Here is a 22,849-nt window from a genome sequence, read left to right as displayed (position 1 = left end):
AATGTTGAGCGTTTTGAGGGGTTGTGCTTTATGGGAAAAACGGGTGTAGTGAAAGCCGGGACTGAAAAAATCGCCGCTGCGGCCTATCCGTGGGCGGAGGAGATAGCCAACAGCATCAGCCACGGTATCGGGTTGGTTTTTGGCATTGTCGGCCTGGTATTGCTACTGGTGCAGGCGGTCGACAGCGGTGCCGATGTCACGGCCATTACCAGCTACAGTCTTTATGGCGGCAGCATGATCCTGCTGTTCCTGGCCTCCACGCTGTACCATGCGATCCCCCATCAAAAGGCCAAGCATTGGCTGAAAAAGTTTGACCACTGCGCCATTTACCTTTTGATTGCCGGTACCTACACGCCGTTTCTGTTGGTGGGGTTGAACTCACCCTTGGCCAAGGGGTTGATGGCGGTTATCTGGGGCCTGGCGCTGCTGGGCGTGCTGTTCAAACTGGCGTTCGCCCACCGTTTTGAAGCGCTGTCGCTGGTGACCTATCTGACCATGGGCTGGCTGTCGCTGATCGTGATCTATCAGTTGGCGACGCGTCTGGCCTTAGGCGGCGTGACGCTGCTGGCGGTCGGCGGCGTGGTTTACACCCTGGGGGTGATTTTCTACGCCTCGAAGCGATTCCGCTTTGGACACGCCATCTGGCATGGCTTCGTGCTCGGCGGCAGCCTGTGCCACTTTATGGCGATTTATCTTTACGTCTGACGGGCACCCCTGCAGCGTTAGTATCATGTTGATTAAGCGTTTCTTTTAAGTTAAAAAAGAGGCGCTTGTTTCTTTCGGGTATCCAGCAAGCCCATTTTTCTGTTTATTCCTGAGCCCGACTTTGCACCTTCGGTGTTTACGTTAATCTTTCAGGACTCATCAATATGATTATTCGCTTATCCAAAGCGCTGCTGGTGTGCGCGATTGCGCTATTTGCCACCCTGGTGGCTTTCGGCAATATTACGGATTACGGTTCCAACTTCGCCTTTGTGCGTCATGTCTTTATGATGGACACCATTTTCCCAGATGCCACCATCACCTACCGTTCCATACAGTCTCCCTGGCTGCATCATGCCGGTTACATCGGCATTATTTTCTTGGAAAGCCTAACGGCACTGCTCTGCTGGGTGGGCGGTGTGCGCCTGCTGTGTGGTCTGAAACTGCCCGCCGTGGCGTTCAACAGAAAGAAAAAACTGGCGGTGGTGGGGCTGACGCTCGGTTTTCTGACCTGGCAGGTGGGGTTTATGTCGGTGGGGGGCGAATGGTTCGGCATGTGGATGTCGAAACAATGGAACGGAGTGCCGGACGCCTTTCGGTTCTTTGTCACCATTATTCTGGTGCTGATTTACCTGGTGCAACGCGATGGGGAGTTAGACGAGTAACGGATATGTCAGCAGGGGCGCAACAGGTTGCGCCCCCAGATAAAGCCGGGAGGTACTCTAGGCTTCCAGTGAATACGGCAGCGGTCTGATCGCCAATTCGCTGCTGGCATCATCGCGCACGCGCAGCTTGCTGTCGGCTTCCAGATCGTTATTCAACACCACCTGTACCCACAGCGTGCCGTCGGCAAGTTTGGCGGCGCTCAACACCGTGCCGGTACGGCGCCAGTTTTCACCCAACTGCAGTTCCAGATCCTCGGCCGGCTGTGGCACCCGTCCGGCTTTGCCTTCCAGCCAGTACAGCGCCCGCTTGTTGGCGCCGCGGAATTTGGCGCGCGCCACCATTTCCTGACCGGTGTAGCAACCTTTGCTAAAGCTGATGCCTTCCAGTGCCTGTAGATTGGTGGCCTGTGGGATCAATTGCCCGCTATTGGCGGCGTCAATGACCGGATAACCGGCTTCGATATCCAGCGTCAGCCACTGTTGGCTGTCGTTGAGTTCCGCCTGTTCGTGCAGCCTGGCGACCAGTTGTTCGGCTACCGCTGCGGTGGTAACCAACAGAAAACGTTCCGCCGGTAAAGTGAAGTGCAGCAGGGTGGTTTCACCGTCCTGCACCACCGGATGTTCCGCGTCCGGCAGGCTGTTGAAAATACCCGTCAGCGCCGCACGCGCCTGAAAACCGGCTACGCCCAGCAGCACCGCTTCGTTATCGGCGGCGATGGTGAGTTTGGAAAACACCGCATATTTTTTGATTTCAGCCAGTTGGCTGTCCAGCACGCTGCGGCGTTCCAGATAGGCAAAGCCTTCGCCACGGTGGAACAGACGCAGGTTGCTCCACATTTTGCCTTTGGCGTCGCAGTGGCCGCACAGCACGTGTTGGTCCGCCGCCAGCGCTTCGATGTCAGCGGTCACCTGGCCCTGAAGGTATTTTACCGTGTCGGGCCCGTTCAGCGTCACCAGTGCCCAATCTTCCAGCGAGATTAAGGTCAGGGGCAGATGGGAAGAGGCGGAAGGCTGACGGGGTGGAAATGGAATTTTATACGCCATAGTAAGATCCTGCTTAACGTTAGCTTACCTGAAGGTGTGTTGGCCCCATGGTAAAAGAGGCGGCGGGCTTTGCAAACTGTTATTCACGCTTGTCGCTGCAGCAGCGCTTTTTTTGACATTTAGCGCTTAATTACGTTTTAGGCAGAGAACGTCCTTCCCGGCGAGTATGTCAAATTGTTACTCTATAGGCTTGCGGCCAAAGGTTACCCTTGCAGACAGATCTTTGGCTGATGGAATTATATCGCGCCGGTGTTGCCATACAGTGTGTCGGTTGAACCCTGCGATGGCGTTGCCACGCTGAAAAGAGGTTAGTCATAACAACATGGATATTAATAACAAAGCACGTATTCACTGGGCTTGTCGCCGTGGCATGCGTGAGCTGGACATCTCGATCATGCCGTTCTTCGAATATGAGTACGATCGGTTGAATGACACAGACAAAGCGCTGTTTATCCGCCTGCTTGAGAGTGACGATCCCGATTTGTTCAACTGGCTGATGAATCATGGCGCTCCGCAGGACAGTGAACTGCAGAGAATGGTGACACTGATCCAGACGCGAAATAAAGACCGTGGCCCAGTGGCGATGTGATGTTCGTATTTCCTGGCGCACCCAGTTACTTTCGCTGTTGACGCATGGCGTTCTGATCCTGCTGATCCTGATTTCACCCTGGCCGGAAGGCTACGGGCCAATCTGGCTGGTGTTGCTGACGCTGGTGGTGTTTGAATGCATACGTAGCCAAAAACGCATTGCGTCGCGTCAGGGGGAGTTACGCCTGCTGGAGCACCAGCGTGTGGGCTGGCAAGGCCAGGAATGGCAGTTGGCCAAGCAACCCTGGATGCTGCGCTTCGGTATTCTGCTGACGTTGCAACCGATGCAGGGGAAAAAGCGTCGTCGCTTATGGTTGGCCTCCGACAGCATGGCCAAGGCCGAATGGCGACATTTGCGCCAACAGCTGTTGTATCCACCGGCCAGTGATGATGAGGAACCCTGATGAAGCCGACGCTGTGGCTGGTGGAGGATGAACCCAGCATTGCCGATACGCTGATTTATACCCTCGAGAGCGAAGGCTTTCAGGTGCGCTGGTTCGAACGTGGCGAACCGGCCTTGCAAGCATTGGCGCAAGGGGCGCCCGCGTTGGCTATCCTCGATGTCGGCTTGCCGGATATCAACGGTTTTGAACTGTGTCGCCGTCTGCTGTCGCAGGCGGCGGATTTGCCCATTCTTTTTCTTACGGCTCGCAGCGACGAGCTCGATCGCCTGATCGGGCTGGAAATCGGTGCCGACGACTACGTCGCCAAGCCTTTTTCCCCGCGAGAGGTCAGCGCCCGCGTTCGTACCATTTTACGTCGTTTGCAAAAACAACAGCGCTTGCAGCAGCCCACGCTGTATAACTTCGGCCCTTTTGGGCTGGATGAACCGGCGGCGACCATTTATTACCATCAGCAGCCGTTACTGCTGACCCGCTATGAGTTCCTGCTGTTAAAAACCTTACTGCTGGCGCCCGGCCGGGTATTTTCCCGTCAACAGCTGATGGACAGCGTTTGGGCCCAGGCGGAAGAGAGCCTGGACCGCACTGTCGACACCCATATCAAAACCTTGCGCGCCAAGCTACGTCAGATCGATCCGGGCGAACCGCCCATTCATACGCATCGTGGCTTGGGCTATAGCGTGAGCCGCCAACCATGAGAATAGGCCTGCGCCTGCTGCTGGGGTATTTCCTGATTGTGGCGGTCGCGGGCTATTTCGTGCTGAGCATTTTCGTGCAGGAAGTGAAGCCTGGCGTGCGGCGCGCAACCGAAGGCACGCTGGTGGATACCGCCAACCTGCTGGCGCAAATCGCGCGTCTGGACATGCAGCGTACTGACGTCGCACACGGCCAGTTGGCGCAGGCATTCGCCCAACTCAATCAACGGCCCATTGGCGCCAATATTGCCGGTATTCGAAAAGATCGCAGCGAATATCATGTCTATCTTACCGATCGGCAGGGTAAGGTCATTTTTGACTCTAGCGGCAGGGCATTGGGTCAGGATTATTCTCGCTGGAATGACGTGTATCTGACGCTGCGCGGCCAGTATGGCGCCCGCAGTACGCGAAGTGATCCACAGGATGAAAACAGCTCGGTGATGTATGTCGCCGCGCCGGTGCTGGAGCAAGGCAAGATAATCGGCGTGCTTAGCGTCGGAAAACCCAACAGCACCATGGCGCCGGTGATCAAACGCAGCGAACGCCGCATTCTTTGGGCTGGGGCGCTGCTGCTGGGCATTGCATTGCTGATTGGTTTGGGTTTTGTCTGGTGGATTAACCGGTCGATTGGTCGATTGGTGCGTTACGCCGACGGTGTCGCGCAAGGTGAAAGCGTGCCTCTGCCAAAAATGGGCGGCCATGAGCTGACGCAACTGGCGCAGGCGCTCGAAAGCATGCGGGTGAAGCTGGAGGGCAAAGCCTACATCGAACAGTATGTGCACACTCTGACCCACGAGTTAAAAAGCCCCTTGGCGGCGATCCGCGGCGCAGCGGAGCTGTTGCAGGAGTTCCCACCCCCGGCTACCGCTCAGCGCTTTCTGACCAATATCGAACAACAGAGTACGCGCATCCAGCAACTGGTGGACAAGCTGCTGGTTCAGGCGCGGCTGGAAAGCCGCCCCGGGCTGGAACCGGCACCGATCGCGATGGCGGCGTTGGTGCGTCAGGCGGTAGCCGGCAAGGAAGCGCAGGCGGTACGGCGCGGTATTTTATTGCAGGTAGACGCTCTAGAAGAGATCACCCTGACCGGCGATGGGTTACTGATCGGCCAGGCATTAACCAATTTGCTCGACAATGCGCTGGATTTCACCCCCGCGGGCGGCACGATCAGCGTGCGTGGCGAACGCGATGAAGGCCATTACCGGATCACCGTCAGCGACGACGGCAGCGGTATCCCGGATTACGCGTTGGACAAAGTGTTCGAGCGTTTCTATTCGCTGGCACGGGCCGACAAGCCGAAAAGCAGCGGCCTGGGCCTGAGCTTTGTACAGGAAGTGGCGCGTTTGCACCGGGGATCTATCCGGTTGCACAATCGTCAACCGCACGGCGTGGCGGCTATTTTCACCTTATCTCTCTGACTTCACTTTCCCTTCACATAACCACATCCTGCTTTCACCGAAGGCCATTATCGTGGCGCCATTACCTACAAGGAGCGCGCAGCGATGATGAAATCGGTACTGTTTTGGAAAATAGCCACCCTGCTGGGATTGATGATTTTGATGATTATCCCGGTGACGCAGTTAATGAATGTGATTGAAGAGCGCAGCGGCTACCGCCAGAGCGTGGTGGGGCAGGTAAGTGAAAGCACCAGCCGCGCACAGCGTATTTTGGGGCCGTTGATTGTCATTCCTTACACCGAAAGGGAAGAAAAGACCGACGATAAGGGGCAGAAAGTGGTGCAAATGGTCAGACATCATCGCTATCTGCTGCCGGAAAACCTGCAGGTGAACGGCAAGCCGAACGTGGAAGTGCGCAAGCTGGGGATTTACCAAACGCAGGTGTACCAAGGGCCGCTGAAGTTTCAGGTGAAATTCGGTCAGCCGGATTTGAGTGACCTGCAACGCAGCAATGTCGTGATTGGCCAACCTTTCCTGTTGGTCTCGTTGAGTGATTCACGTGGTATCAAGAGCATCTCGCCGCTTATCAGCACGCAGTCGCAGACGACCTTCGAACCGGGCACTCAGGTAAACGTGTTGCCGCAGGGGATCCATGCTCCGCTAACATTGGCTTCGCTGCAGAAATCCGGATTGGATGCCGATTTCACCCTTACGCTGGCGGGAACCAGCAGCCTGTCATTGGTGCCGCTTGGGCGCAGCAGCGAATTGACGCTGCAGAGCAACTGGCCACATCCGAACTTCCTCGGCAACTTCTTGCCGGACGAGCGCAAAGTAACGGAGAAAGGATTTAGCGCCCGCTGGCGCAGCACCTGGTTCGCTAACAATATCAACAGTGCTTTTCACTACGATGACGGGATCCTCGACGAAGACAAACTGCCGGCTTTTAGCACCAGCCTGATCGAGCCGGTAGATCACTATCAACTGACCGAACGCGCGGTGAAATACGCAGTGCTGTTTATCGGCCTGACGTTTATGGCGTTCTTCCTGTTCGAAACCCTGACCGGGCTGCGGGTGCATCCGATTCAATATCTGTTGGTCGGCGCGGCGCTGGTGCTGTTCTACCTGATCCTGCTGGCGTTCTCTGAACATTTCGGTTTCGCCACTGCCTATCTGCTGGCCAGTATCGCCTGCAGTGGACTGATCGCCTTTTATCTCAGTGCGGTTCTGCGCGGCCGGTTACGCGGTACGCTGTTCGCCGTCAGCCTGCTGATGCTGTATGGCGTGCTGTACCTGCTGCTGCAGTCGGAAGATAACGCATTGGTGCTGGGCGCGGGGTTGCTGTTTGCGATTTTGGCGGGGATTATGCTGCTGACGCGCAAGCTGGACTGGTATCAGGTGGCCGACCCGGCACGTTTGAGCGGCGAGACGCCAGCAGGAGAAGAGGAAAACCGCTTCCGGTTGTGGAAATAGGCAAGCAATTGGGCGCGGCAACCGCGCCCAAAGGCATTACAGCAGGGGTTCCATTTCCAATAGGATCTGTTCGCACCACTGCTGCATGCGGTCTTCACTCATGTCGTATTGGTTCACATCATCCAGCGCCAGGCCGACAAAGTGTTTGCCGTCGGCGCTCAGTGGTTTAGGGCTGGTGAACTCGAAGCCGTCGATGGGCCAGAAGCCGATAAACTGTACGCCGAGCGGGGCGATATGATCGTGCAGCATGCCGAGTGCATCGAGGAACCATTCGCCGTAACCGAGTTGATCGCCCATGCCATACATGGCAACGATTTTCCCTTTCAAATCCAGCGTGGTCAACTGCGGCCAAATTGCTTCCCAGTCTTCCTGCAGCTCACCGAAGTCCCAGGTGGGGATGCCGAGGATCAGGATGGAGTACTCTTCCATCAGCTTGGGAGAGACGTCTTTCAGGTTGTGCAGGTCGACCAGGTCTTCACCCAGAATCTCACGGATTTTTTCTGCCGCCATCTCGGTGTAGCAGGTGCTGGAGCCGTAAAACAGACCAATCTTCATGTGTAAACCGTTTATATTGCCGTAGGTAGAATTGCGTCGAGTATACCCGATTTGTACCGGTTTAAGGCATAATGCCTGTGGCATAAACGTAACAAAGAGAGGACCGCGTGCAACAGCAAGATCATGCGTTGATTGAGCAATTCCTGGATGCGCTGTGGCTCGAACGCAATCTGGCAGAGAATACGCTGGCCTCTTACCGGCTGGATCTGCAGGCGCTGGTCGCCTGGCTGAACCAACAAAACATTTCGCTGGTAAAGGCGCAGGCGCTGGATCTGCAGGCGTTTCTCGCCGAACGGGTGGAGGGCGGCTACAAAGCTACCAGCTCCGCGCGTTTGCTGAGCGCGATGCGCCGCCTGTTCCAATATTTGTACCGTGAAAATATGCGCACCGACGATCCCACCGCGCTGCTTGCCTCACCTAAGCTGCCGCAGCGGTTGCCGAAAGATCTCAGCGAAGCGCAGGTCGATGCGTTGCTGCAGGCTCCCTGTGTCGATCAGCCCCTGGAACTGCGTGATAAGGCGATGCTGGAAGTGTTGTACGCCACCGGGTTGCGGGTCTCCGAACTGGTCGGGTTGACCATCAGCGACGTCAGTCTGCGCCAGGGCGTGGTGCGGGTGATAGGCAAAGGCAACAAGGAACGGCTGGTGCCGCTGGGTGAAGAGGCGGTGTACTGGATCGAAAATTATCTGGAACACGGCCGCCCGTGGATGGTCAACGGCCAGGCGCTGGACGTGTTGTTCCCCAGCAATCGTTGCCAGCAAATGACCCGACAGACGTTCTGGCATCGTATCAAACACTATGCGATCCTAGCGGGTATAGACAGCGAGAGGCTGTCGCCGCACGTGTTGCGCCACGCTTTTGCCACCCATTTGCTGAACCATGGGGCGGATCTTCGTGTCGTACAGATGTTGCTGGGACATAGCGATCTCTCGACCACGCAAATTTATACGCATGTAGCGACCGAAAGGCTTAAACAGCTACATCAACAGCACCACCCGCGTGCCTGACACGCCGGGTTCAAAAGGATTGGAAGAATGAAGAAAGGTTTAATGCTGCTCTCTCTGCTGGTGGCTTCTGTAACCGGCGCGGCCCATGCCGACGATGCGGCAATTCAAAAAGCGCTTGGCAGCCTGGGCATTCAGCAGGCGGACGTGCAGCCTTCACCGGTGAGCGGCCTGAAAACCGTGCTGACCGATAACGGCGTTCTGTACGTGAGCGAAGACGGCAAACACATTCTGCAAGGCCCGCTGTACGACGTCAGTGGCAAAGAGCCGGTCAACGTCACCAATCAACTGCTGACCGGCAAATTGGAAGCGCTGAAAGATCAGATGATCGTTTATAAAGCGCCGAAGCAAAAGCACGTGATCACCGTGTTTACCGATATCACCTGCGGCTATTGCCACAAGCTGCACGAGCAGATGAAAGAGTATAACGATCTGGGCATTACCGTCCGCTATCTGGCGTTCCCGCGTCAGGGGTTGAATTCCCAGGCCGAAAAAGACATGCAGTCCATCTGGTGTACCGCTGATAAAGCCAAAGCTTTCGACCAGGCAATGAAAGGCGACGCAGTGTCCCCGGCAACCTGTAAAACCGACATCAGCAAACACTACGCGCTCGGTGTGCAGTTCGGCATTCAGGGTACCCCGGCGATCATTTTGGAAAACGGCATGATGATCCCGGGTTATCAGGGACCGAAAGAGATGGCCGCCATGCTGGACGCACATCAGACCGCAACTAAAACCGGTGGTTAATCGCCGGTGAGCATCAAAACACAACTTCGCCGTCGTGAAACGGCGGACGGCAGCCATCTGCCTGCCAGCCTGCATCCGCTACTGCGCCGTTTATACGCGCTGCGCGGTGTGAAGGCGGAGCAGGAGCTGGAGCGCAGCGTCAAAGGCATGCTGCCCTGGCAGCAACTGGACGGTATTGATACCGCCGTGGGGATCCTGCAACAGGCATTGGCCGATCATCGTCGCATCATGGTAGTGGGGGATTTCGACGCCGATGGCGCCACCAGTACCGCCCTGACGGTGCTGGCGCTGCGCAGTATGGGTGGCAGTGCCGTCGACTATCTGGTGCCCAATCGCTTTGAGGACGGCTACGGCCTGAGCCCCGAAGTGGTGGAGCAAGCGGCGACGCGCGGTGCCGAGCTGATCCTGACCGTGGATAACGGCATCTCTTCTCACGCGGGCGTCGATGTGGCGCACGCTAAAGGCATACAGGTGCTGGTGACCGACCACCACCTGCCGGGAGAAACCCTGCCAGCAGCGGAGGCGATCGTCAACCCGAACCTGCGCGGCTGCGAGTTTCCGTCCAAATCCCTGGCCGGCGTCGGGGTGGCTTTCTACCTGATGCTGGCGCTGCGTGCCCGGCTGCGGGACAGCGGCTGGTTTGAACAACGGGCGCTGGCGATGCCAAATCTTGCCGAACTGTTGGATCTGGTGGCGCTAGGTACGGTTGCCGACGTGGTGCCGCTCGACGCCAACAACCGCATTTTGGTGTATCAGGGCCTGAACCGTATTCGCGCCGGCAAGTGCAGACCGGGCATTCGTGCGCTGCTGGAAGTGGCTAACCGCGACGCGCGTCAGCTGGCGGCCAACGATCTTGGTTTTGCATTGGGCCCGCGCCTCAATGCTGCCGGGCGACTGGACGATATGTCGATTGGCGTGGCGCTGCTGCTGAGCGACGATATTGCGCAGGCACGTATGCTGGCTAACGATCTGGATGCGCTTAACCTGACGCGGCGCGAGATTGAGCAAGGCATGCAGGTTGAAGCCTTGCAGCTGTGCGACCAACTGGAACGCAGCAGCACCGCCTTGCCGTACGGGCTGGCAATGTACCATCCGGAATGGCATCAGGGCGTGGTGGGGATTTTGGCTTCACGCATCAAGGAACGTTTCCATCGCCCGGTGATCGCGTTCGCGCCGGCGGGCGAGGGCATTTTGAAAGGCTCCGGCCGTTCGATAGCCGGTCTGCACATGCGCGATGCGCTGGAACGGCTGGATACGCTCAATCCTGGGCTAATGATGAAGTTCGGTGGCCACGCCATGGCGGCCGGACTGTCGTTGGAAGAGGCCAAATTCGACGAGTTCCGCCAGCGCTTTGGCGATCTGGTCGGAGAATGGCTCGATCCGGCGATGCTGGAAGGGGTTATCTGGTCTGACGGTGAGCTGGCCTTGCAAGAGCTTTCGCTGGAAACCGCCGAGCTGTTGCGTGAGGGCGGCCCCTGGGGGCAGGCTTTCCCCGAGCCGACCTTTGACGGCAAGTTTCGCATTTTGCAACAGCGGCTGGTGGGTGAAAAACACCTGAAGCTGATGGTCGAGCCGCTCGGTGGCGGACCGCTGCTTGACGGTATCGCCTTCAACGTGGATACCACGCTGTGGCCAGACAGCAGCGTGCGTGAGGTCGAACTGGCTTACAAACTCGACGTCAATGAGTTTCGCGGCAACCGCAACGTGCAGCTGTTGATTCAGCATCTCTGGCCGCGTTGATTCGCACTTCCCTTTAGCCGGGGTTAGCCTGCCTTGCCCCGGCCACATTTCTTGCCCACAAAAACTGAGCAACTCGCTATAAACTGACGCCTGGATCCGATAGAATTACCGGTTCTAATGGCATTTCGCCATCGACGACATCTAACGAAAAAGAACGCTAAAAACCATGTTTGAAATTAATCCGGTAAAAAACCGTATTCAGGACCTGTCCGAGCGGACTGCCGTTCTTAGGGGGTATCTTTGACTATGATGCCAAGAAAGAACGCCTAGAAGAAGTCAACGCGGAGCTGGAACAGCCTGACGTCTGGAACGAACCCGAGCGCGCACAGGCGCTGGGTAAAGAGCGCGCGGCGCTCGAAGCCATCGTTGAAACCATCGACCAACTGGAGCAAGGTGGCGAAGATGTCACCGGCCTGCTGGAATTAGCGGTGGAAGCCGACGATGAAGAAACCTTTAACGAAGCCGTCATTGAGCTTGATCAACTGTCTGCCAAGCTGGAGCAACTAGAATTTCGTCGTATGTTCTCTGGTGAATACGACAGTGCTGATTGCTACCTGGACATCCAGGCAGGCTCCGGCGGTACCGAAGCGCAAGACTGGGCCAGCATGTTGCTGCGCATGTACCTGCGTTGGGCCGAAGCCAAAGGCTTTAAAACGGAAGTGATTGAAGAGTCCGACGGCGACGTCGCGGGGCTGAAATCCGCCACCATCAAGATTATCGGCGACTATGCGTTTGGCTGGTTGCGTACTGAAACCGGCGTACATCGCCTGGTGCGCAAGAGCCCGTTCGACTCCGGTGGCCGTCGTCATACCTCCTTCAGTTCGGTGTTTATCTACCCGGAAGTGGAAGACGACATTGATATTGAAATCAATCCGGCGGATCTGCGTATCGACGTATATCGCGCTTCCGGTGCGGGTGGTCAGCACGTAAACAAAACTGAGTCGGCGGTGCGTATTACCCACTTACCGACCAACATCGTAGTGCAGTGCCAGAACGACCGTTCTCAGCATAAGAACAAGGATCAAGCGTTCAAACAGCTGCGTGCCAAGCTGTATGAGTTTGAGATGCAAAAGAAAAATGCTGATAAACAGATGATGGAAGACAACAAGTCGGATATCGGTTGGGGCAGCCAAATCCGTTCATACGTGCTGGATGATTCCCGCATCAAGGATTTGCGCACTAACGTTGAAACGCGCAACACGCAGGCCGTATTAGATGGCGACCTGGATAAATTCATTGAGGCAAGTTTGAAAGCCGGGTTATAAGGAACAGAAATGTCTGAGCAACAACCACAAGGCGCCGATCAGGCGTTGGATCTCAATAACGAGTTGCAGTCACGCCGTGAGAAACTGGCTGCGCTGCGCGAGAACGGCATTGCGTTCCCGAATGATTTTCGTCGTGACAACACGTCAGACAAGCTGCATGCAGCGTACGGCGAAAAAGACAACGAAGAGCTGGAAGCGCTGGGCGTAGAAGTCACAGTAGCCGGCCGCATGATGACACGCCGTATCATGGGTAAAGCGTCATTTGTCACGCTGCAGGACGTTGGCGGTCGTATCCAGCTGTACGTTGCGCGCGACGATCTGGTGGAAGGCGTTTACAACGAACAATTCAAGAAGTGGGACCTGGGCGATATCGTTGGCGCACGCGGCAAGCTGTTCAAGACCAAGACCGGCGAGCTGTCCATCCACTGTACCGAACTGCGTCTGCTGACCAAGGCCCTGCGCCCGCTGCCGGACAAGTTCCATGGTCTGGCGGATCAGGAAACCCGTTACCGTCAGCGTTATCTGGATCTGATCGCCAACGACGAATCGCGCAAGACCTTCCAGGTACGTTCTCAGATCATGGCGGCAATGCGTAACTTCATGGTGGAACGCGGCTTCATGGAAGTCGAAACCCCTATGATGCAGGTGATCCCTGGCGGTGCTTCCGCACGTCCGTTTGTGACACACCACAATGCGCTGGACATCGATATGTATCTGCGTATCGCGCCAGAGCTGTACCTGAAGCGTCTGGTCGTCGGCGGTTTCGAGCGTGTGTTCGAGATCAACCGTAACTTCCGTAACGAAGGCGTTTCTCCGCGTCATAACCCAGAGTTCACCATGATGGAACTCTACATGGCTTACGCGGATTACAAAGATCTGATCGAACTGACCGAATCCCTGTTCCGTACCCTGACCCAGAAAGTGCTGGGTAACACTCAGGTACAGTACGGTGATGAAGTGTTCGACTTCGGTAAGCCGTTTGAAAAGCTGACCATGACCGAAGCGATCAAAAAATACCGTCCGGAAACCGATCTGGCCGATCTGGCTGACATGGGCAAAGCGGTGGCTATCGCCGAATCCATTGGCATCAAGGTTGAGAAGAGCTGGGGCCTGGGTCGCGTAGTGACCGAGATCTTCGAAGAAGTGGCGGAAAGCCATCTGATTCAACCGACCTTCATTACTGAATACCCGGCGGAAGTATCCCCGCTGGCACGTCGTAATGATAACAACCCGGAAATCACCGACCGCTTCGAGTTCTTTATCGGCGGCCGTGAAATCGGTAACGGCTTCTCCGAGCTGAATGACGCAGAAGACCAGGCGCAGCGCTTCGCTGACCAGGCTAATGCGAAAGACGCCGGCGATGATGAAGCCATGTTCTACGACGAAGACTACGTCACTGCGCTGGAGCACGGTTTACCGCCAACTGCAGGACTGGGTATCGGTATCGACCGTATGGTTATGCTGTTCACCAACAGTCACACTATCCGTGACGTGATCCTGTTCCCGGCCATGCGCCCGCAGAAATAACGTTTCACAGAGTAAATATCAACCGGTGCAGGTAACTGCGCCGGTTTTTTTTGCCCGTTGGGTAGGATAAGAAGCCCATGGCTGCTAACTGCTTAAAACATCAGCAGTTACATGCTATCTCCGCTTGCCCGGCAGGGATAACCGGTTATAATGACTGCCGCACACCGACGCGGGTGTAGTTCAATGGTAGAACGGCAGCTTCCCAAGCTGCATACGAGGGTTCGATTCCCTTCACCCGCTCCAAGCACACTTCTGCAGACATCTCCATTTACTCCAAATTCGAACCCGCTAGTTTTTTGCGTGACAGTATTCTTTTCCGGATAAATTTTTTCACTTCCTGCTGGATGATTTGAAAATTGAATTTGGCCAAAGTGTTTTCGGCCGGTAAGCCAGAATCACTTTTTTGCAAATCTGCCAGATTCATCCTTGGGGTTTTGCTCTCTTGCGTAAGTGATTTTATGCGTAGCTTAGACACCGATCTGACTCCGGTATCCCCCCGGCTGATTTTGACCTCGGCTTGCGGCGTCAGGGCTGAATTGTCGGTTAACTGCCCTTGATGCTTTCCGCTGGCCGGTTGATTTATATCCCCGATCTGATGGCTATTAGGCGACAGGTTATCATCTTGCGTAGAGTGCAAAATCGCAGGAATATTGGAAACGTTAATGATTCTCAAAAGTGATGGCAGTAGCGCCAGCAGCAATAGTAGCATGCTGAGTAAACCAAGCAGGGTTGCACGGTTTAGTCTCACTTTGCGGTTTCCTTCCGTTGTGCAGTCGCTGAGTTGTCGATTACCCGTAATTTATTGTTGACCGGACAATCGAAAACACCGATAAGGCATGCTGTAAATCGAATAGAGAAAATGTATTTATCCCCATGTTTAGCCTGCCTTTGGAGAAATAGATGCTTGAAAGTAATGATGGATCTCCCTGTGAGAAGGTTACATCAGAATATGTTTACCAACGTCCTTCAAACCACCACACAACAACCAAAAATGCAGTTCAGCATTACGTTTGAAATTCAGTTTTCGCATCGCGTTACGTTTATGTTGGCTGATGGTCTTTTCACTGAGATTCAATTTTCGTGAAATAGAAATGTTGGGTAGGCCCAAGGAAAGATAATGAATGACTTCGTACTCTCTGGTAGAGAACTTGGCGAGTCTGGAGGCGTTATTAAAACTGCAGCGATTTCTTTTATTTTGAATTATTTTAGAGAAAATAACACGTTCAATAGCTTCAAATAGAGCCTCTACACTTTTGTTACGCGAGATATAAGTGAATTTCATCCGGCTGGCGCTGTTGGCTACCGGCGTTGAACCTCGTTCCTCCTCAATCAAGAAAACCAATGGACAACAAGCCTTCGCTTGCGAATACAGATAATGAGGCAAGGTGCTTTCGCTTGGATTCGCTGCCAGAAAGATGATGTCGGCGGTCCTGTATTCGAAGGTATTTTCGGTAAATCGCACATTCACATTTTTTGAGTGGAAGTAGATCTCCAGTGCTTGCTGGAGGCCATCTATAAAAAATCGATTTTTGTCTGATAATAATACGGTTATTGATTCTTTGAGCATAAGTGGGTCCTTCCCTTAAAATCGTATTTAGATGCCATATTCACGCTGGCCTATCATCGCCCAAAGCGATTGAAGACGGATATGGGTGATAAGCCTGATCCATGCTTTTATTGGATTATTATATCGTGAATTATTTTAGAAATGGATGTAATTTCTTATTGGGCCAATAAAACGGAATTTTATACTTCTCACATCATGTTTGTTGGTGCTCGCGCTCGGAAAATGACTTATTGTATTACAAAGACGGATTTTTATTGTGTTAATTTAAAATTAAAAAATCGTTAGTTATTTTTTTGTAATCACAAAGGTAATTATTATTTCTTATGGTAATATTTAAGCGTTTTAAGTAAGGCCATGTAACTTTGTGCTATCAATGGTATGCATGTATTTAGTTCAGTTTGTGCAATCCGGAAAGGTTTTAATGCTGAGTGACAAGGGAACAATTTCTTTCATACATTAGAATTGAATCCGTGTTACTTCCCGGAAAAATTAAGGTTTATCTGCAGGAGTAAGCAAAGGCTTGCCGGCAAAGTAGGCACTAATGTTCTCGTAAACCAGATCCGACATTGCCTTGCGGGTGCTCTGCGTGGCACTGCCCATGTGAGGAGTGATCACCACATTATCGCGTTGCAGCAGCGCTGCAGGCACGTTCGGCTCATCGCAAAACACGTCCAGCCCCGCACCGGCAATCAACTTATGTTCAATGGCGTGCACCAAAGCAACCTCATCCACGACCGAGCCTCGAGCGATATTGATTAAAATACCTGTGGGGCCCAGAGCCTGTAATACTTCGGCATTGACCAGGGCGCGGCTGCTTTCTCCGCCAGGGGCGCACACCACCAGGAAATCACAGTGCGCTGCCAGTGCTTGCGGCGTTGCGCAGTACTCACCCTCAAAGCCCGCGTGCCGAGTACGGCTGTGATAACACACTGACATATTAAACGCCGAAGCGCGCCGGGCGATAGCCCGGCCAATACGACCCAGACCGAGAATGCCGAGCCGGCTGCCGCTGACCTTGCGTGTCCAGCGGAAGCTCTGGTCGGCCCAGTCACCGCGTTCGATAAAGCGCTGTGCGCCGACAATCTGGCGGGCGCAGGCCAGTATCAGCCCAAATGCCAAATCGGCAACGTCGTCGGTGAGCACGCCCGGCGTATTGCTGATCTGAATGTTACGTTTGTGGGCCGCGTGGGCATCCACTCGCTCATACCCTACGCCAAAAACGGCAATCAGCTGCAGGTTGGGAAAGCATGCCATGGCAGCGTCGCTCAAAGATGTTTCACCGTTGATTAATAAAACGCGAACCTGAGGTAACAGTTCAACCTGTTGCTCCGGGGTAAGTTGGGCGTAATTGACTAAGGTGAAATGCTGTTGCAGGCGCTGAGTCAATTGCATGGGCACTGGTGCCATCTGCAAAATAACGTTTGTCATACTTGCTCCTTAATGTTCTGGCATGTCCTGATGTACCGGCAGTTTGGCGATGTGCTTCCGGCGCCCAACTTGCAAACCGATAATTCCCCCTAATACCAACGCAATAGCTACCATAATTAAGGCGGCATCATAGCTGTTGGTCATATCTTTAATTCGGCCAATAACCGGTGGTAACGCCAGCCCAACGAAATTGGCCACGGCATTGATCAACGCAATGGCGGCCGCTGCCGCTACGCCGGACACCGTTTCCGTTGTTACTGCCCAGAAGATAGGGATGATCGCCCAGTTCAGCGCAATGGTGAACACCAGCAGAACATAGGCTAACGCCAGGTTGGTGCTGAATATGGCCATTAGTAGCAGCAGTCCGGAAAAGATTAGCGGTAGCCCCAGGGGCAATGCGCGGGCGCGGTGGGTGTCGGAATAGTGACCATTAAAATACATAAACAGGCAGGCGAACAAAAAGGGGACGGCGGAAAGTAGGGTAATGATGAAGTTGCTTTGCTCGCTGACCACGCCTTTGATAATCAATGGCAGAAACAGGCCAATGCCGATGGTACCGAAGGCTTGCAATAACCACATTAGGCTCAGCAGCCATACTTTGCGGTTTTTGAACGCGGCCTGCCAATGGTGCTCTTGCTGGGTAGGTGTCTGCCTGGCTTCTTGCGTGAGTATGCCTGTCAACCAGGCGCGCTGCTGGGGTTGCAGCCATTTGGCGTCTTCCGGTTTGTTATCCAGGTAGAAGTAAACCGCGATGCCCAACAACACTGCCGGGGCACCTTCCAGCAGGAATAACCAGCGCCAACCGGCGATACTCAGCACATCATTCATCTGTAAAATAGCGCCGGAGATCGGTAAACCAATGAGCGAAGCCAGCGCTGCGCCGATATAAAACATCGACATGGCGCGGGCACGATCGCTACGAGGATACCAGCAGGAAAGGTAATAGATGATCCCGGGCGTAAAACCGGCCTCCGCCACCCCAAGCAGAAAGCGCATAATGTAGAGTTGCAGAGGCGTTTGCACCAGGCTCATTCCCATGGCAATGATGCCCCAGGTGACCATTATGCGGGCGATCCAGATTTTCGCCCCTACGTGAGTAAGAATAATATTGCTGGGAATTTCAAAGAGAATGTAGGAGACGAAGAATATGCCGGCCGCAATGCCATACATTTCTGCAGTTAATGCCAAGTCGGCATTCATTTGTAATGCGGCCACGGAAATATTTGCACGATCTATATATGCAATTAAATACAGCAGCATGATGAATGGAATTAGTCTTAAATTTATTTTCTTTACAGTTGAGTGATGTAGGTTATTATCCATTTTACCTGGCCTGTATAAAAATTAATGAGGGCGATTTTTTGAATTAATTTTGTGGTTTCTTTGTAACTGTGTTTTTTTGGCTTATTTTCTATGATCTGATTTATCACAGTTGCATCACTGGTGCTATGATTATTTTCTTAAACAAGATTGTCGAGCTTTTAAGTTATTCTTGTTGTTTGTTTTTTTATTTAACTGGTTGAGTTTATCTTGTTGATTGCTGAAGTGATCTGGTAGGTGTTTTAATAAGTGAGTTATTTAATAATTGGTTGGGTGGAATATAACGTTTAGTGTTATTTTAAATATTAATTAATCTACACTGCAAATGATTGTGCTATCATTGTTGCTTGGTTGTCAATATATCTGTCAATTAAATATCTCAATCAATCAATCAATCAATCAATCAATCAATCAATCAATCAATTAAGTATTGATGGAGACTTCCTCCCAAAATAGCATCGGCAAGCTATTTTTTGCAGTTATAGCATGTGCAACTGCAGGATCAACTGCGCAATAGCCTGTTTAAAATCCTGCAGATCGCCGGTGAGATTGATTTTTCCCTGATTTAACCGTGTCTCCAATCTTGTCGCCTGCGTGGCCATGATATGGCAATTAAGCGCCCCCAGATCCAATGCCAAATGGCGTACGATCAGAGCTTGCTGCGTGGAAGATCGGCTGGCGGCCAACTGATGCAGCCCATGTTCCAGATTGCCCAGCATCATACTTATGACCACTTTGGCTTTTTCTTCTGAACCATAACGCTTATTCAAGGAGGCCATGTCGACATTAAACAAATGATTTGGGTTGGTTGCGCCAAGGGCTGTTGCGGTCACCATTATTGGCGTGATAAATCGAGTGAGAATTTCCTTCAGTCCTTTAATATCAATGGGTTTTGTCAGGTAAGCGTCCATGCCGGCGGCAATGCACTGATCTTCTTGTTCTTCCAGTACGCCTGCCGTAAGTGCGACAATTTTCAGTCTTGCACTCTTCGTCGCCGCCTCTTTTTGGCGGACCAGGCGGCTTAATTCCAGACCGTCTATATAGGGCATATGGCAGTCGACAATCGCCAGGCCATAACGGTTAGTTTCTATCGCCTGCAAAGCCTGTCGGCCATCCTCGACGAGGTCGAAGCAATAGCCCAGCATTTGCAACTGGTGTTTGATCAGTTCTCGGCTGATAGGGTGGTCTTCGGCGACCAATATCAGGCTTCCGTTCGCCAGGGCATGTTCGCGGTTCTGGATGATATCTGGCACATTTTCTACCGTTGGCTTGTTGGCGTTGACGGCCTGTTTTTTTTGCTCGACGAGCAGAGTGGCGCAGATTTTTTTAACCTTCTCCCACGATAATGGCGTGACGTCGAGGATATGCGGATCGATCGAATTGTCCGGCTGTGATTTTTCAGTCAAAACGATCATGTTGTCCCTGGTGGTGGAAGGTATCGCAAGCGTTGTCAGCGTGGTTTCCTCTATAAACAGTAAATCGCAGCCGGTCATGATAAGCGACGGCGTCTGTGGACCTGACAGGCAGGTGACGGTAACGCCTAATGCCAACAGCATTTCCCGCAGGTTCTGGCTGATAACGACGTCATCACACCAAAGGGTCGCTCGGATACCTGACAGTTCCGGCAACGCCGCTGACGGTGTATAGACGTCGAAATGAACATCGAAACTGAGGGTGCTCCCTTCGCCCGGCTCACTGTGCATAGTGAGCGTCCCGTTCATCTGTTGTGCCAGGCCTTTGGAGATAGCCAACCCCAAGCCGGTTCCGCCAAAACGGCGGGTGGTGGAAGCCTCTGCCTGCTGAAAAGGCTGGAACAGTTGTTGCTGCATATCCGCAGGGATACCGATCCCGGTATCAATAACACTGAAACGCAAAAACTGCCGACCCTTCTGCTCGCCGAGCAGAACCAACCGCAGCGTAATGTCACCCGCATGGGTAAATTTCAGTGAGTTACTGAGAAAATTCATTAAAATTTGGCGTAGCCTGACTGGGTCGAACAACAGTTTTTGGGCAACCCTGCTATCCAGATACAGATGCAGTGACAGACTCTTTTTCAACGCTTGCAGGTTCAGGGTTTGCATCATTTCTGACAGGAATACCCGGATATCCATCGCCAGGTTTTCCAGCGAGACCTGGCCCGCTTCCAGCTTGGAGAAATCAAGAATATCGTCAATCACCTGGGTCAAATGCTGCGCAGAGCTTTGTACCGTAACCAGCATTCTGTTTTGTTCATCGTCCAGTCGGGTTCTTTCCAGTAGCTCCAGCCAGCCAAGAATGCCGTGTACCGGGGTGCGTATCTCATGGCTCATGGTCGCCAGGAAAGTCGCTTTTGCTCGGGCAGCGGCCTCCGCCTTGGTTTTTGCCTCGAGCAGCATGTGTTCCTGGCGGCGGGATTGAGTAATATCTTCAAAGTAGCCGCCCCATAACACATCCCCGTTTTTCTCACGTTTGCCCTTGCCTGAATTGACACGGATCCAGCATTGATTGTTTTTGACCTGCATGCGGAATTCGTTCTGGAAGGGGGCGAGCGTGCCTTGCATGCGAACCAAATTCTCTTGCAGCATGGATCGATCTTCGGCATTTACCTGCTGCTGGAAGCTTTCATGGTCTGCCATCATGGTTTCGGCAGATAAGCCAAAGGTGGCCTCTGCAGCACCCGCCACGTAGGTAAAATGTATATCGCCATTGACCGAAAGGCAGACTTGAAACACGGTAACCGGCAGCGATTCGGTCACGTCGGTCAGCAGGGCTTCGGATATCAAAGCTCGTTCTTCAGAACGGCGGATATCCGTGACGTCGACCAAAACGGTAACGCTGCCGCCAGGCCCCCCGTCAACGCTGAAGAAGGGTTTTAGCCAGAACAACCCCTCTCGCATTTCTCCTTTGGCATTGGCATAGCGCAGTGGACGGTGGATGCCTTCCTCGGCTGACAAAGCCGCGCGGTTTTCCGGTTCGCGCTCCAGCGATACGATGGCATCGATGTAGCCGCATTCTTCTGGCGTTTTGCCCAACATATGCGCGGACGCATGACCGGTCAGTTTCTCAAAGGCGCTGTTGACCGCGATATAACGATCGCGGTGGTCCTTGCCCAATACAGGGAAAGGGATGGTTTCCAACAGAGCATGCTGGAAACTGAGCTGGTCGGCTAAGGTTATCTGGGCGCGGATCCTGCGGCTGGTCTCCTTGCGCAAACGCCAATAGGCGATGATAAGCAGTGCCATGATGAAGCCGACGGCCAATATGGCGGGCAGAATTTTCCTGATGATAACCATAAGATCGAGGTCTTCATGGAAGGTGATCGGGAACCAGGCGCTGCGGATCTGCTCTTTGCGATCGGTGCTGATATTTGCCAGAGCCTGGTTGATCAGCGGGATGACATAAGCGTACTTTTTGGTGACCGCTACTGCCAGTTCGGCATAGTAACCGGTCGGAGCCGCGACCTTTAATATATTGGGATATTGCTCGGTAATAATGCGATCGGTGACCACCAAATTGCCGATGTAAGCATCTACCTGGCGGTCGGCTAACAGCTGCAAACCTTGTTCGGCTGTATCGGTATGAATCAGCGTCAGCTCCGGGTTTTTACGCAGTAGCGTTGGGATGGGCTCTGCGTCCTCGGATATTGCTACCCGCGCCTTGCCAAGGCTCTCGATACCTTCGATATTGCTGGTTTCTTTACGCGTAGCGATCATCAGTGGAAAGCGCGCGTAAGGTTGGCTGAACGCTAAAAACTGCATGCGCTCTGCGGTTGGCGGCAAACCGGGGACCAGATCGATCTCACCCTCTTTGATCATTTTCATCAATTCATTCAGCGAACGAACCCTGACACGTTCAGATTTAAGCTGCAGCTGGCGGCGTATCAGATCGAAATAGTCCTCGACCAGGCCGCTGGGTTCGCCATGCTGATTGCGGAAAGAGAACGGCGGATAGGATTCCAGGTTGCTGACTTGCAGATGTGGCAGTTGGTTCAGCAAGGTAATCTGGTCGGGAGAAAGATTGATACGTTCAGTTTTTGGCAACCGGGCAGGGAAAGGAGCGACCCATTTTTCAAATAACGCCTGTTGTTCACGCCAGCCAATATCGGTAATGGCCACATCGAATGCGTTGGCCAGTAGCGAGTTTTCCCGTGGAAAGGCGAATCTTAACGTTTGCAGCGGTAAATAGGCATTGCCCACGGTTCTGAAAGCTTCGCTTTTGTTAAGGGCAATATGGTAGCGGATAGTGTAGCGATTGCCGATGAATGCATCGGTTTCGCCTTGCTCGACGCTGAGCAGAGCCGCGGTCTGGTTGGCGAATTCATGCAGCCTGATGGCAGGATAAACGTCCGGGATCAGCTCAGCTTCGGGTGAGCCGGTGACTACGGCGACCGATGCCTTGGCGAGGTCTGAATGATCCAGAATGTGCCGATTGTCGCGGGCGCTGACAATAATCAGATCGTTCTCGCCGTAAGGCTGGCTGTAGCGCAGATATTTGGCGCCTGAGAACGTAGGGGACATGTTCATCACCACATCGATTTCACCGTGCCTCAGTGCCTGCATCATATCGAGACGATTTTGATACTCTTTAACCTTTAGCGTTAATTTCAATCGACTGGTGACTTCGTTGAGTACGTCAGGGGCAAAACCGGTTAATTTGTTTTTAACCCTATCTTCCAGTGGAGGTAATCCGCCTTCATAGGTGCCGACCCTCAGTTCCGGGTGGGACCTGATCCACTCTTTTTCTTCCATGGTCAAT

Annotated in this window: 19 protein-coding genes and 1 tRNA gene; 13 read left to right on the top strand and 7 right to left on the bottom strand. The window is 53.4% G+C overall.

The annotated features are described in order from the left end of the window. The first annotated feature begins 30 nt into the window (after positions 1 to 30). Together EBA31_RS21090 and EBA31_RS21085 are read left to right on the top strand one after the other, a co-directional pair. Complete coding sequence (locus EBA31_RS21090; protein WP_020828479.1) at positions 31 to 705, top strand: hemolysin III family protein; 675 nt, start codon at positions 31 to 33, stop codon at positions 703 to 705. A gap of 164 nt (positions 706 to 869) precedes the next feature. Then, on the top strand, positions 870 to 1,367 hold the full coding sequence (locus EBA31_RS21085; protein WP_020828478.1) for a DUF2165 family protein: 498 nt from the start codon (positions 870 to 872) through the stop codon (positions 1,365 to 1,367). Positions 1,368 to 1,424: 57 nt separating this feature from the next. Here EBA31_RS21085 and ygfZ read toward each other — a convergent pair whose 3' ends face one another. Further along, the gene (gene ygfZ, locus EBA31_RS21080; protein ID WP_122080131.1) at positions 1,425 to 2,411 is read right to left on the bottom strand and encodes a tRNA-modifying protein YgfZ; all 987 of its coding nucleotides are present in this window, start codon (positions 2,409 to 2,411) and stop codon (positions 1,425 to 1,427) included. A gap of 322 nt (positions 2,412 to 2,733) precedes the next feature. On the opposite strand from ygfZ, the gene sdhE reads away from it, so the two are divergent. From sdhE to creD, 5 genes are all read left to right on the top strand, one after another. Further along, a complete protein-coding gene (gene sdhE, locus EBA31_RS21075; RefSeq protein ID WP_020828476.1) occupies positions 2,734 to 3,000 on the top strand; it encodes an FAD assembly factor SdhE in 267 nt (88 codons plus the stop codon). Continuing rightward, positions 2,981 to 3,403 (top strand): protein YgfX, encoded by a 423-nt coding sequence (locus tag EBA31_RS21070; RefSeq protein ID WP_122080130.1) that lies wholly within the window; start codon positions 2,981 to 2,983, stop codon positions 3,401 to 3,403. The genes sdhE and EBA31_RS21070 overlap by 20 nt, the downstream gene beginning before the upstream one ends. Further along, positions 3,403 to 4,098 carry a two-component system response regulator CreB gene (gene creB / locus EBA31_RS21065; protein WP_046372714.1) on the top strand — a complete coding sequence of 232 codons (696 nt, stop codon included), beginning with the start codon at positions 3,403 to 3,405 and terminating at the stop codon, positions 4,096 to 4,098. The genes EBA31_RS21070 and creB overlap by 1 nt, the downstream gene beginning before the upstream one ends. Next, on the top strand, positions 4,095 to 5,513 hold the full coding sequence (gene creC / locus EBA31_RS21060; RefSeq protein WP_046372715.1) for a two-component system sensor histidine kinase CreC: 1,419 nt from the start codon (positions 4,095 to 4,097) through the stop codon (positions 5,511 to 5,513). Before creB ends, creC begins: the two co-directional genes overlap by 4 nt. Before the next feature lie 84 nt (positions 5,514 to 5,597). After that, positions 5,598 to 6,962 carry a cell envelope integrity protein CreD gene (gene creD, locus EBA31_RS21055; RefSeq protein ID WP_122080129.1) on the top strand — a complete coding sequence of 455 codons (1,365 nt, stop codon included), beginning with the start codon at positions 5,598 to 5,600 and terminating at the stop codon, positions 6,960 to 6,962. Positions 6,963 to 6,998: 36 nt separating this feature from the next. On the opposite strand, the gene fldB is transcribed toward creD, so the two are convergent. Then, a complete protein-coding gene (gene fldB, locus EBA31_RS21050) occupies positions 6,999 to 7,517 on the bottom strand; it encodes a flavodoxin FldB (RefSeq protein ID WP_020828471.1) in 519 nt (172 codons plus the stop codon). A gap of 107 nt (positions 7,518 to 7,624) precedes the next feature. On the opposite strand from fldB, the gene xerD reads away from it, so the two are divergent. The 6 genes from xerD to EBA31_RS21020 all read left to right on the top strand — a co-directional run bounded on the left by xerD (position 7,625) and on the right by EBA31_RS21020 (position 14,043). Beyond that, on the top strand, positions 7,625 to 8,524 hold the full coding sequence (xerD, locus tag EBA31_RS21045; RefSeq protein WP_020828470.1) for a site-specific tyrosine recombinase XerD: 900 nt from the start codon (positions 7,625 to 7,627) through the stop codon (positions 8,522 to 8,524). Between the two features lie 27 nt (positions 8,525 to 8,551). After that, positions 8,552 to 9,268 (top strand): bifunctional protein-disulfide isomerase/oxidoreductase DsbC, encoded by a 717-nt coding sequence (gene dsbC, locus EBA31_RS21040; protein WP_115058103.1) that lies wholly within the window; start codon positions 8,552 to 8,554, stop codon positions 9,266 to 9,268. Between the two features lie 6 nt (positions 9,269 to 9,274). Further along, complete coding sequence (gene recJ, locus EBA31_RS21035) at positions 9,275 to 11,008, top strand: single-stranded-DNA-specific exonuclease RecJ (RefSeq protein ID WP_115058104.1); 1,734 nt, start codon at positions 9,275 to 9,277, stop codon at positions 11,006 to 11,008. A 166-nt stretch (positions 11,009 to 11,174) separates the two neighbouring features. Continuing rightward, positions 11,175 to 12,273, top strand: a protein-coding gene (prfB, locus tag EBA31_RS21030; RefSeq protein WP_104410945.1) for a peptide chain release factor 2 whose coding sequence is annotated in 2 segments (ribosomal slippage) — positions 11,175 to 11,249 and positions 11,251 to 12,273 — 1,098 coding nt in all. Because the reading frame shifts where the segments join, the coding sequence is not laid out codon by codon here. A 9-nt stretch (positions 12,274 to 12,282) separates the two neighbouring features. Then, positions 12,283 to 13,800: a lysine--tRNA ligase gene (gene lysS / locus EBA31_RS21025; protein ID WP_122080128.1), complete on the top strand. Its 1,518-nt coding sequence runs from the start codon at positions 12,283 to 12,285 to the stop codon at positions 13,798 to 13,800. Between the two features lie 169 nt (positions 13,801 to 13,969). After that, positions 13,970 to 14,043, top strand: a tRNA-Gly gene (locus tag EBA31_RS21020). Positions 14,044 to 14,068: 25 nt separating this feature from the next. On the opposite strand, the gene EBA31_RS21015 is transcribed toward EBA31_RS21020, so the two are convergent. The 5 genes from EBA31_RS21015 to EBA31_RS20995 form a co-directional block, all read right to left on the bottom strand. Beyond that, the gene (locus tag EBA31_RS21015) at positions 14,069 to 14,548 is read right to left on the bottom strand and encodes a hypothetical protein (RefSeq protein WP_122080127.1); all 480 of its coding nucleotides are present in this window, start codon (positions 14,546 to 14,548) and stop codon (positions 14,069 to 14,071) included. A 189-nt stretch (positions 14,549 to 14,737) separates the two neighbouring features. Then, positions 14,738 to 15,367 carry a LuxR C-terminal-related transcriptional regulator gene (locus EBA31_RS21010; protein WP_122080126.1) on the bottom strand — a complete coding sequence of 210 codons (630 nt, stop codon included), beginning with the start codon at positions 15,365 to 15,367 and terminating at the stop codon, positions 14,738 to 14,740. Positions 15,368 to 15,856: 489 nt separating this feature from the next. Then, the gene (locus EBA31_RS21005) at positions 15,857 to 16,795 is read right to left on the bottom strand and encodes a 2-hydroxyacid dehydrogenase (RefSeq protein WP_122080125.1); all 939 of its coding nucleotides are present in this window, start codon (positions 16,793 to 16,795) and stop codon (positions 15,857 to 15,859) included. Between the two features lie 9 nt (positions 16,796 to 16,804). Further along, a complete protein-coding gene (locus EBA31_RS21000; RefSeq protein ID WP_122080124.1) occupies positions 16,805 to 18,118 on the bottom strand; it encodes an MFS transporter in 1,314 nt (437 codons plus the stop codon). 476 nt (positions 18,119 to 18,594) lie between these two features. Continuing rightward, positions 18,595 to 22,842 (bottom strand): transporter substrate-binding domain-containing protein, encoded by a 4,248-nt coding sequence (locus EBA31_RS20995; protein ID WP_162302912.1) that lies wholly within the window; start codon positions 22,840 to 22,842, stop codon positions 18,595 to 18,597. Positions 22,843 to 22,849: the final 7 nt, after the last annotated feature.

The sequence above is a fragment of the Serratia sp. P2ACOL2 genome (assembly GCF_003691565.1).
Classification (GTDB): domain Bacteria; phylum Pseudomonadota; class Gammaproteobacteria; order Enterobacterales; family Enterobacteriaceae; genus Serratia; species Serratia liquefaciens.
The sequence above is the reverse complement of the archived record's forward strand: the minus strand, read 5'-3'. Positions and strand labels throughout refer to the sequence as shown.

Excerpts from the sequence above, each read along its gene's own strand:
- EBA31_RS21090 (WP_020828479.1), top strand. The coding sequence starts at position 31 with ATGGGAAAAACGGGTGTAGTGAAAGCCGGGACTGAAAAAATCGCCGCT.
- EBA31_RS21085 (WP_020828478.1), top strand. The coding sequence starts at position 870 with ATGATTATTCGCTTATCCAAAGCGCTGCTGGTGTGCGCGATTGCGCTA.
- ygfZ (WP_122080131.1), bottom strand. The coding sequence starts at position 2,411 with ATGGCGTATAAAATTCCATTTCCACCCCGTCAGCCTTCCGCCTCTTCC.
- sdhE (WP_020828476.1), top strand. The coding sequence starts at position 2,734 with ATGGATATTAATAACAAAGCACGTATTCACTGGGCTTGTCGCCGTGGC.
- creB (WP_046372714.1), top strand. The coding sequence starts at position 3,403 with ATGAAGCCGACGCTGTGGCTGGTGGAGGATGAACCCAGCATTGCCGAT.
- creC (WP_046372715.1), top strand. The coding sequence starts at position 4,095 with ATGAGAATAGGCCTGCGCCTGCTGCTGGGGTATTTCCTGATTGTGGCG.
- creD (WP_122080129.1), top strand. The coding sequence starts at position 5,598 with ATGATGAAATCGGTACTGTTTTGGAAAATAGCCACCCTGCTGGGATTG.
- fldB (WP_020828471.1), bottom strand. The coding sequence starts at position 7,517 with ATGAAGATTGGTCTGTTTTACGGCTCCAGCACCTGCTACACCGAGATG.
- dsbC (WP_115058103.1), top strand. The coding sequence starts at position 8,552 with ATGAAGAAAGGTTTAATGCTGCTCTCTCTGCTGGTGGCTTCTGTAACC.
- lysS (WP_122080128.1), top strand. The coding sequence starts at position 12,283 with ATGTCTGAGCAACAACCACAAGGCGCCGATCAGGCGTTGGATCTCAAT.
- EBA31_RS21010 (WP_122080126.1), bottom strand. The coding sequence starts at position 15,367 with ATGCTCAAAGAATCAATAACCGTATTATTATCAGACAAAAATCGATTT.
- EBA31_RS21005 (WP_122080125.1), bottom strand. The coding sequence starts at position 16,795 with ATGACAAACGTTATTTTGCAGATGGCACCAGTGCCCATGCAATTGACT.
- EBA31_RS21000 (WP_122080124.1), bottom strand. The coding sequence starts at position 18,118 with ATGGATAATAACCTACATCACTCAACTGTAAAGAAAATAAATTTAAGA.
- EBA31_RS20995 (WP_162302912.1), bottom strand. The coding sequence starts at position 22,842 with ATGGAAGAAAAAGAGTGGATCAGGTCCCACCCGGAACTGAGGGTCGGC.